Consider the following 9,441-nt stretch of genomic DNA (forward strand, 5'->3'; position numbering starts at 1 on the left):
TCGTCTTACTCTCCTGAGTTTAATCCTATTGAACATATGTGGTCAAAAATGAAGTCCATCATTAGAAAATTGCAGCCGAGAACATTTAAAGAGTTTAAAATTGCAATAAAAGAGGCGTTAGAAAGTATAACCGCTTCTAGTTTAAAAAATTGGTTTGACCACTGTTATAAGTTAGCGACTAGTTAGGGAATTGCTATAATTGTTTAAAGGTTGAATCGTGACTTCCAAAGTAAAGCACCGATTAAGCTCATTAGAGCACAAGTAGCAAGAAGAAAATAAGGTGCGATAATAGAACCAGATAGCTTAATTAAATATGTGAATAAAAATGGGGCTGTACCACCAATAACGGCAAGGCCTAAATTAAAGCTAAATCCCATTCCAGAATTACGGCAATGAGCGGGGAAAAGCTCGACTAAACTCACAGCATAAACTCCGTTAACTAAGCTTGCGGTAATGGGAATAATTATAAAGAGTGAGGTGATGACTAAAACAGAAGGATCTGTGATAAAGCTGAAAATCACTCCTCCTGCAATGATGCTTAATACACACCCAGCCACCATCACTATTTTTCTGCCAATGTAATCAGAAATCAAACCAAAGAGCATGGAAAATAACGCTAATAAAAAGAAAGTGATGGTTGTATTCATATAAGTTGTATGCATCGTACTATTCGCTAATACAATTTCACTGATATAGGTCGGTAAATATAAGATAAAAGAAACGGTCACCGCAGGTAAAGCCGTTAACAAAAAATCCAGTTAGCAATAATATTGGCTGTTTAGAAAGTAAGTAAATCAGTGGAACTTTTGACTTACTGTCGATATTATTTTCTTGTAAGTTTTCATAGATAGGCGTTTCATATAGTTTTTTTCCTCAAAAAGAAGCTAACAATGCCTGCGATAAAACCAATCATAAAGGGTATACGCCAACCCCAAGAAATCATTTGACTTTGATTAAAGTGATGCGTTAGTACAGCACCTGTTAAGCCACCTAGAACATTTCCCAAGGTGATACACATAAAAATAATTCCAACAGCAAATCCCCTTTTATTTTTATCAAAAAGGTGCTCTGCAGTAAAAATACTTGATCCAGGAATTTCTCCACCCAAAGAAACTCCCTGTATAATACGTAGTAAAGTCAATAAGATCGGAGCTAAGATACCAAGATGTGAATAACCAGGTAGTAAGCCAATCAGTAGTGTGCAGCAAGCCATCAACAATATGCTGACAGAGAAAGTGTAGCGCCGACCTAATTTATCACCGATAAAGCCAAAGACAATACCTCCTAAAGGGCGTGCAAAATAGCCGATCGCAAAGATGCCAAAGGTCATCAATAAGGCTGTGATTTTATCGTCGTTGGGGAAGAAAACCTCGCTAATATAAGGTGCGAATAGAGCATAGATCGCAAAATCTAAAAAACTCTAACGCTCCGCCGAGACTTGATAACAAAATTGTCCTATAAGAATGTTTGTCCAGTGATGCCATGATTCTTCCTAAATTTAAGTTATGAGTTCAGGATTCTGCCAAAAAATTCCCTCTCTAGATATGCATTTAAGCTGTGAGGGTCATCAATTTAACAGGTACGAACACTTATAGTGATATTTTTGTAAAAATAGCAGTCTGTGAAGGCAGTCATGATAAACTTGATTAGGCATTAATTCAAGTCATTCTAAATCACTTGCTTTTAGGGTGTACTGGTGTTTCATCATTATACCATGCGTTATAATAAAATCGCGAGAGTAACTGTGATAGAATGCTTATTTTAATTGCAACTATTATAAAATTTGATAGACAAAGGCAGGGCTGATGAGAAGTAACTATTTGTTCAAAGTAGTGATTATAGGCGTTTTTACATTGCTTTATAGTTTGAACTTGAGTGCTCAAACAGTACGAAATATTTTAATCATGACTCCATGGATGGCAGAGCCTGGTACTAAAACTATGGTCGATGATCTACAAAAGTCAGCGAAGAAACAGGGCTGGAAAACAAAGATAGTGACAAATAGCAATGGGTTGGTTAGCACATTAAACAATGCTGCCATCACACATCACCTACCAGATGCGATTGTGATCAATGTTAATACAAAAGACATTATCAAAGCATTAAAGGTTGCAAAACAGCTGAACGTCCCAGTTTTTGGCCTTGATTCAAATGCTTCTCCTTATTTAGCCAGTAATGTCACAAGCAATAGCTATACAATGGCGACAAAGACAGCTTCCTACCTGGTCGATCACTTACCGGCAAACAAAAAGAGTAATGTGATCATGATTACCTTTGATGGTTATCCTCCTGTTCAAAAACGTGGCGTGGTTGCACGCGCAATCTTTAATAATTCACCCAATGTTAATATCGTCTCGACCATTCAACCTGATATGAAAGTTGGTGCAGTTAAATCAACTGAGCAGCAAATTGCTAAACTTTTAAAGACAAGTAAGCCTGGAACCATTTCTGCCATATGGGCTGCTTGGGATCAACCTGCATTAGCAGCAGTCGATGTAATCAATAAATTAAACAAGAAAAATCAAGATATTATTGTAGTCGGCATCGATGGGACAAAAAAAGCACTTGCGCAAATTAACAGCCATCAAGGCGTTCAGGCAACTGTTGTTCAAAATTTTGGTGCAATGGCACAGAAAATAATAGAATTGATTAAGTTAGAATCTAGTAAAAAAATAGAATTTTCATCTAACTATTATATCCCGGCAAAATTAGTCACTACTAAAATTTCATCATAAATAGAGGTGTTTTTACGATTGCACTCTGAGTTAGTGTTAGGCTAGGTATATGATATTGGCTATTTTTGCCAATGAATCGCGATTACTCGATGAGCACCTTTGTTTGTGTTGATTCAATTGTAGTAATTAATTACTCGCACATCCTAAATATTTTTCTCTGAGTGTTTCCATGAATTTTGGATCACTTTTAACTTTGTCTAAGCCCTGTTGGTAGCGTTTGACTGTTTTATCATCAACAGAAAGGTTAAAGGCATAATAGAGTTCACTTTGCTTTAAAATATAGACAATCTTATAGTCTTTAGGGTCTATGCCGTATTGGCGCATTAGGCGCAGAGCACCGTTTTTTGAGTATGAAATCATATCTGCTCGACCGGCATCAATCGCTTTAATAACGAGCTCAAAATTCCTACGTTGCTTAATATTTTTAGTTGGAATGCCTTCGCTAGCAAGAAGTATGGCGCCGATATCATTGCGAATTGATGCATAGCGATAATTTTTCAAGGTCTTTTTATTAAATATATTGATTTTCGAGTCTTTTTTAGCAAAGAGGACGATCGAGTGATCGTCAATAGGGCCAACCCACTTGAAGAGTGATAAGCGCTCATCTGTTTTTGTTGTAGAGAATATCATGTTTTTAAGGCCAGGCTTTTGTGCGAGCACATAACCACGAGCCCAAGGGTAAACTTTGATAGCGTGTAGGCTCTGGGGGGCTCCTATTGTTTTGAACACAGCCGTTAATAAATCTACAGCACAGCCGGTCAAAACTTTACCGTTATTAGTGGTGTAATTATATGGAGGAAATTCCTCAGTATAAATTTCAAATTTTTTCAATAGAGTGGCTTTGATGGCTGACTAAAATAACCAAAAAAGCGGCTACCAATCGCATTAAATTTTTCATGTGTCATTTTTTTCGAGAGCCGTTGTTATCTTTAAGCTTAGCTGCTTTGTATCGCAGTTGAAGTGATTAATTGGTTTATTTGGCAGTTTTTGGCAAGCGGCTACTTTTTATAAGCTGCTGCAATTAACACTGTTTTTCGGTATGATAGCCCCTTAGTTTAGTATTGAAGTTGAGTAAATCTTGGGAAAAGTGATGAAGTCAGTTTTAGTCGTTGGTGGTGCAGGGTATATAGGCTCTCATATGGTGCTGTGCTTGCAGCAAGCAGGTATTCATGTTGTTGTTTTAGATGACCTTTCTTCAGGGCATAAAGAGGCCATTGAAAACTGTGATCTGGTTCAAGGTGATCTGGGGGATCGTGCACTATTAAGCCAGTTATTTAAGCAGTATCAATTTGATGCAGTGATGCACTTTGCCGCTTTTATTCAAGTGGGCGAGTCGGTGCAAAAACCAGCGATGTATTATGATAACAATGTTGTGAAAACGTTAAGTTTGCTGGATACAATGCGAGATCATGGTATCTTAAATTTTATCTTTTCATCGACAGCGGCTGTTTATGGAGAACCTCAGTATACGCCGATAGACGTAGAGCACCCGAAGGCGCCAGTGAACCCCTATGGTCGTAGCAAATGGATGTTAGAGCAGATTCTAGATGATTATGATGCAGCTTATGGACTAAAATCGACCTGTTTACGTTATTTCAATGCTGCCGGGGCAGATGCTAAAGGACGCACGGGCGAGTGTCATGATCCTGAAACACACCTGATTCCGTTGATTTTGCAGACAGCGGCAGGTAAGCGTGAGAGTATTTCTGTATTTGGTCGAGATTATGACACGCCAGATGGCACCTGCTTGCGTGATTATGTCCATGTTAGTGATTTATGTGATGCCCATTTATTGGCATTAACACATATGATGAAAACACGAAAGAGCGCTCGGTATAATTTGGGTAATGGCCAAGGGTTTTCGGTACAACAGGTGATAGAAGCGGCCGCGAACGTGACCGGCAGAAAGATTAAAGTTGTTGATGCTGAGCGTCGTGAAGGTGATCCAGCACGGCTGATTGCCGATGCAACATTGGCTGAAAAAGAGCTGGGTTGGCAGCCGAAGTTCGCTGATTTAAAGACAATTATTGAACATGCATGGCGCTGGGAGATGCGTGGTGAATAGCCTAGCGTTGATGCAGCAAGTGCTGTTGGAAGCGCCGGCACTTGCACCAGAGGGCTTAAACCCGGAGCGGAGCTTAGAAGCACGGGCCCAAATGGTATCGGCGAAGTCGCTTGCCGATTTTGAAAAACTGCTAATGAACAAACATGTCATGGATGCTGCTGTGGGAATTAAGATGGCAGCAGAGATTGCAAGAAAGATGAAGTTAGTATGAGCCGCAAGTTTTTAAGTATTTTATATCGTGATGACGAGATTATTGTTGTTGATAAACCAAGTGGCTTACTTTCAGTACCTGGGGTGTTGGCTGAGCGTTGGGATAGTATGGCAACGCGAGTACAGTCTGTATTGCCAACTGCACGAGTTGTTCATCGCTTGGATTGTGCAACATCAGGGGTGATGGTGATGGCTCTTACAGCACAAAGTCATCGTGAGATGAATCGTCAATTTCGTGAACGTGAAGTCGGTAAATGCTACTTGGCGTTGGCTTATGGCCAGATAAAGCAAGATACAGGGACGGTGAACCTGCCTTTGATTAAAGATTGGCCAAACCGTCCTAAACAAAAAGTATGTTTTGAGCAAGGCAAAGAAGCGATTACCCATTGGCAAGTGCTTGCTCGACAACAAGATTATACTTATGTCGAGTTAACGCCGATTACCGGGCGCTCTCATCAATTGCGGATGCATATGAAAGAGATTGGCCATCCTCTGCTAGGTGATGACTTTTATGCCCCGGAGCCTGCACTGACGATGGCAAAGCGCTTACAGTTGCATGCACATCGCCTGCATTTTAAACACCCGGTTACTGGCATTGCAATGGAATTTGTCGCGCCGACGTCTCTAGAGTTTAAACTGGCACCGTCGGCATCGTCAGGTTATCTTCAAAACACCAAGTGAAATGTATATTGCTTGACTTTAGGCACAAAGAACCTGTGCAGCAACATCATTCCAACTTTGAAAAGTCTGATTTAGCTTTTCTTTCCTGATTGATACAGGATTGCGATAACGACCCACATCCACAGCAAAAAAATGACGAGTGACTCCCATCAGCTTCCGCATTTTTTGAGCCGAGTTTGTTGACTTCATTTTGATTAATGATTTCTCTCGGCGACGTGTTGGTTGGTGGGTATTTTCAACACGGTTGTTGAGACCTTTGTGTTTTCGGTGATCAGCATTAGGGAAGCACTTTTTAATCGGTTGATTGTAGCTACGCAATTTATCCGTCACAATCACACGGGGTGCGGGGTGCGGGGTGCGGGGTGCGGGGTGCGGGGTTTGACCCCAATATTCGTTTTAAAAAACGCATCGCCGATTTTTTATTTTTGCGTTTCTGAATAAAAATATCCAGCTCATAGCCACCGCTGTCTACCGCACGCCACAACACATACTTATCACCATTAATTTTACGGTCATCTCATCAATCCCTGTTCTGCCATCATCTCCTCAATATCACGATAGCTTAAGCTAAAACGATGATAGAGCCAAACGACATAGCTGATAATCTGGGCAGAGAAACGATGACCTTTGGGTGGGTGCGAAAGCATGGTGAGCCTTGTTATTTTCTATACCTGTGAATTAATGTGACGGTGCCCTATGAAAGTCTAGCAAGCTAATTAGTAGAATAAATTCCTGGTTTTTGGTTGAAAAGCTCTATAGGCAATGCTTAATAAAATTAGTATTGCGCCTGTAATGACATAACAGATTACCATAAAATTTTTATTATAATGTAAAGTAGAAAAAATGCTTGAATAAAGTGATGTGCATATGGATGCAGCAAAGACATAAAGTGCCGAACCTGTTCCTTGATATTTCATTAAGCTTAAAGAGCCATGTGATGTATACAGTGGCACTAAAATGCCACATAGAATGATAGTAATTGAAAATAATATAATATCTAATAAATAACAATTAAATTGATAAATTCCAATAGAAAAAACAAGAATAAATAACCCTAATGTTAGTGTTGGCTTTAATTTACCTATTTTATGATGGAGTGCCATGTATGCACTACTGCCGATAATGTAAAGTAATGCAAAATAAAAAGGTATTATTAAATTAAAGACATTTGCTGAAATTCTATTGAGAAACCCAGAGCCTGTCACATAAAGTGCAAAGAAAAATAAGGCATAGATAAACCCAATAGCAATTGTATTTAACATGAAATTATAATTTGTGAGGCAATATCTGATTGGAGAGAATATTTTATATATAAAACTAGTGTCATTATTACTGGTATTATTGTTTGCTGTGTAGTGGCCATCATAGCTGATAAAGTGAACTAGTAAAACAGCGATAATAATAGCATAGATAATAAACAAAACTTTATAATTAATATTTATAAATATATGCCCCAAAAATACTCCTGAGGTGCAGCCTATTGTATTAATCATAGTGTAGATACTAAATCTTTTTTTCAATAAATTATTAGATAGCGTGATATTCTTAATTAATGTACGGCTTGTAGGTGAATAAAATCCACAGCCTGCACCGATTAAAACCATGCTGATATAAACGCTAATAATATCGTTTGAAAAGACCATTAATATCAGGCCAATTAGGCTAAAAATATTTGCAATAAGTAATGTTTTCTTTGTGCCTATTAGGTCATTGATTGAGCTGATGATTGCTGTAATTGCAAAGAACAAATAACCGAGTGCGCAGGCTTTTAATATTGAGACTGTTGCGATGTTTAAGTGTGAGCTTAATGTTGCTGCAAGTGGCACAGCAGAGTTAATGGCTGCATACCCCATAAAATTTGTTAAATAAATATAAACTAGTTTATTTATTTTCATTAATAATCTCACTTGTACTTAATTTTTTCTATATGGGTTAATCATTTTTATGAAATTAATCATAAAAATAAATGGTTGAGTAAAATATTGAATCCTGGTTGCTTTATTATCTCTTGTTTTTACTAAAATTAAAAATTATTTTATACTATGCTGTATATAAAATTAATTTATGGTAGAGTGGGGTGAAACTGTAACGCAAGTTAGGTTAGCCTAAGATCAAGTCCAAACTCAAATAGTGAGTGGTGAGTATTAAGTATATGCATATTAGTTTAAGACAATTAGAGATTTTTAAATGTGTTGCGAAATATTTAAGCTTTACACATGCTGCGGGTGTATTACATTTATCGCAACCTGCTGTCTCAACACAGATTAAAAATCTAGAAGAACAAATAGATTTGAAGCTATTTGAGATGGTCGGCAAGCAGTTGGTGATGACAGATGCAGCCAGAACACTACTTGAAAAAGTGGATGCGATTCAGTCTGAAGTTGATAATTTTGGCTACTTAGTTAATAGTCTTAAAAATATTGAAGCAGGACAGCTTACTATTTCTATTCCTGCTGCAGCTCAGATCCAACTAATGCGGCTTATTAGCGCGTTTAATAAAAAGTACCCATTGATTGAGTTAGAAATTATTTTAGAGGATAGAATCGCACAATTAAAATTATTGCAAGATAATAAGAGTGATATATGTATTATGGGAACGCCACCGGCAAAGACAGCACTAGAGTCTATTGTACTGTTTAGTTATAAAACATGGGTGATTGCACCTATAAATTATTTGAATTACTCTAATAAAAAGAAAATTATTCCAGTTTCTGCTTTGGATGGTGAAACATTCATCGTTACAGATATATACTCTAATTCGAGAACGATTTTTGAAAAAATGTTTAGTAAAGTAAATACTAGACTAATTAATATTAATAATGGTTATTCTGTAAAATATGCCGTATATAACAACATGGGGCTTGCTGTTGTATCTGATATAACCTTAGAAAGTGAATTTGAGGGTGTTTACTATCAAAAATTAAATATTAAAGGGTTTCCTATCTCGTCTGATGTATGCCTGGTGCATCGTAATAAAAAGCTATTATCGCCTGCAAGCAAAACATTTAGAGATTTTGCGATAGGTTTTTACAATAAAAATTAAGGGTACCGTCACATTAATTCACGGGTATAAATATAGGTTTTGAAAATAACGTGACGGTGCTCTGGAATTATATGATATCAATCAAATAGGTACATTACCGCTATTTATTTGATGGTAGCTTAGTGTATAATGGTTTTGCAGTTCAGGTATTGAAGTGATTATCATGCTCCTGTTGAATGTGAGTCGATAGTTGAAACTGTGTAAGAAGGTATCTATCTTTTCGGGTTAAGATTATATCTCCAGCGGAATGAATGTTATTTTGAATATTAAGGTATTTATGATGGGAAGTAAAAATGAGTTCAAGATACTTTCACCCACTGCAATTTTAGGTTATGGATTTCCTGAAGCATCTTTTGAAAAAGGCATTAGTTACAATCCAGACTTAATTGCTGTGGATGGAGGCTCTGTTGACCCAGAGCCTTACTACTTAGGGTCAGGTGACTCTTTCACAAGCAGGATTGCTGTTAAAAATGATTTAAGCTGCATTCTCAAGGAAGCTATACCCAAAAAAATTCCAGTCGTTATTGGCTCTTGTGGTGGAGCTGGAGCACAGCCACATCTAGATTGGTGTTATAACATAGTAAAAGAGGTTCTTTTTGAATTGAATTTAAATGCAAAAATTGCCCTAATTTCAGCAGATATAGAAAAAGAATATATTTATAAAAAATAGAAAGAATCAATCTTCCCGCTTAGTAACTTAAAACCTC

The 9,441-nt window shown here is 37.5% G+C and carries 13 protein-coding genes and 1 pseudogene; 7 read left to right on the forward strand and 7 right to left on the reverse strand.

The features are described 5' to 3' along the window. A pseudogene (locus BGC07_RS21350) lies at positions 1-186 on the forward strand (hypothetical protein); the annotation flags it as partial. A 17-nt stretch (positions 187-203) separates the two neighbouring features. On the opposite strand, the gene BGC07_RS00605 reads toward BGC07_RS21350, so the two are convergent. Together BGC07_RS00605 and BGC07_RS00610 are read right to left on the reverse strand one after the other, a co-directional pair. Then, a complete protein-coding gene (locus BGC07_RS00605) occupies positions 204-749 on the reverse strand; it encodes an MFS transporter (protein WP_069311557.1) in 546 nt (181 codons plus the stop codon). Between the two features lie 107 nt (positions 750-856). Next, positions 857-1,402: an MFS transporter gene (locus tag BGC07_RS00610; protein WP_317135141.1), complete on the reverse strand. Its 546-nt coding sequence runs from the start codon at positions 1,400-1,402 to the stop codon at positions 857-859. 403 nt (positions 1,403-1,805) lie between these two features. Between BGC07_RS00610 and BGC07_RS00615 the strand changes: the two genes are divergently transcribed. Continuing rightward, positions 1,806-2,735: a substrate-binding domain-containing protein gene (locus tag BGC07_RS00615; protein ID WP_069311559.1), complete on the forward strand. Its 930-nt coding sequence runs from the start codon at positions 1,806-1,808 to the stop codon at positions 2,733-2,735. A 126-nt stretch (positions 2,736-2,861) separates the two neighbouring features. Here the strand turns inward: BGC07_RS00615 and BGC07_RS00620 are convergent, their stop codons facing one another. After that, positions 2,862-3,566 (reverse strand): substrate-binding periplasmic protein, encoded by a 705-nt coding sequence (locus BGC07_RS00620; RefSeq protein ID WP_235602806.1) that lies wholly within the window; start codon positions 3,564-3,566, stop codon positions 2,862-2,864. 259 nt (positions 3,567-3,825) lie between these two features. Between BGC07_RS00620 and galE the strand changes: the two genes are divergently transcribed. From galE to BGC07_RS00635, 3 genes are read left to right on the forward strand one after another with little or no spacing between them, the layout of a single operon-like run. After that, positions 3,826-4,800: a UDP-glucose 4-epimerase GalE gene (galE, locus tag BGC07_RS00625; protein ID WP_069311560.1), complete on the forward strand. Its 975-nt coding sequence runs from the start codon at positions 3,826-3,828 to the stop codon at positions 4,798-4,800. Further along, entirely contained in the window at positions 4,793-5,011 is a 219-nt protein-coding gene (locus BGC07_RS00630) for a hypothetical protein (RefSeq protein ID WP_069311561.1), read from the forward strand. The genes galE and BGC07_RS00630 overlap by 8 nt, the downstream gene beginning before the upstream one ends. Beyond that, positions 5,008-5,691 carry an RluA family pseudouridine synthase gene (locus BGC07_RS00635; protein ID WP_069311562.1) on the forward strand — a complete coding sequence of 228 codons (684 nt, stop codon included), beginning with the start codon at positions 5,008-5,010 and terminating at the stop codon, positions 5,689-5,691. The genes BGC07_RS00630 and BGC07_RS00635 overlap by 4 nt, the downstream gene beginning before the upstream one ends. A gap of 18 nt (positions 5,692-5,709) precedes the next feature. On the opposite strand, the gene BGC07_RS19955 is transcribed toward BGC07_RS00635, so the two are convergent. The 4 genes from BGC07_RS19955 to BGC07_RS00645 all read right to left on the reverse strand — a co-directional run bounded on the left by BGC07_RS19955 (position 5,710) and on the right by BGC07_RS00645 (position 7,586). Beyond that, positions 5,710-6,021 carry a DDE-type integrase/transposase/recombinase gene (locus BGC07_RS19955; RefSeq protein ID WP_158006810.1) on the reverse strand — a complete coding sequence of 104 codons (312 nt, stop codon included), beginning with the start codon at positions 6,019-6,021 and terminating at the stop codon, positions 5,710-5,712. Further along, positions 6,011-6,196, reverse strand: coding sequence for a DDE-type integrase/transposase/recombinase (locus BGC07_RS23730; RefSeq protein ID WP_139121725.1), 186 nt, complete (start codon positions 6,194-6,196; stop codon positions 6,011-6,013). Before BGC07_RS23730 ends, BGC07_RS19955 begins: the two co-directional genes overlap by 11 nt. Before the next feature lie 7 nt (positions 6,197-6,203). Then, positions 6,204-6,338 carry a hypothetical protein gene (locus BGC07_RS22890; protein ID WP_268801582.1) on the reverse strand — a complete coding sequence of 45 codons (135 nt, stop codon included), beginning with the start codon at positions 6,336-6,338 and terminating at the stop codon, positions 6,204-6,206. 69 nt (positions 6,339-6,407) lie between these two features. Continuing rightward, positions 6,408-7,586: an MFS transporter gene (locus tag BGC07_RS00645; RefSeq protein WP_069311563.1), complete on the reverse strand. Its 1,179-nt coding sequence runs from the start codon at positions 7,584-7,586 to the stop codon at positions 6,408-6,410. A 257-nt stretch (positions 7,587-7,843) separates the two neighbouring features. Between BGC07_RS00645 and BGC07_RS00650 the strand changes: the two genes are divergently transcribed. After that, positions 7,844-8,734, forward strand: a complete 891-nt coding sequence (locus BGC07_RS00650) for a LysR family transcriptional regulator (protein ID WP_069311564.1) — start codon at positions 7,844-7,846, stop codon at positions 8,732-8,734. A 277-nt stretch (positions 8,735-9,011) separates the two neighbouring features. Continuing rightward, entirely contained in the window at positions 9,012-9,404 is a 393-nt protein-coding gene (locus BGC07_RS00655) for a hypothetical protein (RefSeq protein WP_139121562.1), read from the forward strand. Positions 9,405-9,441: the final 37 nt, after the last annotated feature.

This window comes from Piscirickettsia litoralis (assembly GCF_001720395.1).
GTDB classification, from domain to species: Bacteria; Pseudomonadota; Gammaproteobacteria; order Piscirickettsiales; family Piscirickettsiaceae; genus Piscirickettsia; species Piscirickettsia litoralis.

Bases quoted from the DNA above. Each gene is read 5' to 3' on its own strand.
- BGC07_RS00615 (WP_069311559.1), top strand. From the start codon at position 1,806: ATGAGAAGTAACTATTTGTTCAAAGTAGTGATTATAGGCGTTTTTACA.
- galE (WP_069311560.1), top strand. From the start codon at position 3,826: ATGAAGTCAGTTTTAGTCGTTGGTGGTGCAGGGTATATAGGCTCTCAT.
- BGC07_RS00635 (WP_069311562.1), top strand. From the start codon at position 5,008: ATGAGCCGCAAGTTTTTAAGTATTTTATATCGTGATGACGAGATTATT.
- BGC07_RS22890 (WP_268801582.1), bottom strand. From the start codon at position 6,338: ATGCTTTCGCACCCACCCAAAGGTCATCGTTTCTCTGCCCAGATTATC.
- BGC07_RS00645 (WP_069311563.1), bottom strand. From the start codon at position 7,586: ATGAAAATAAATAAACTAGTTTATATTTATTTAACAAATTTTATGGGG.
- BGC07_RS00650 (WP_069311564.1), top strand. From the start codon at position 7,844: ATGCATATTAGTTTAAGACAATTAGAGATTTTTAAATGTGTTGCGAAA.
- BGC07_RS00655 (WP_139121562.1), top strand. From the start codon at position 9,012: ATGATGGGAAGTAAAAATGAGTTCAAGATACTTTCACCCACTGCAATT.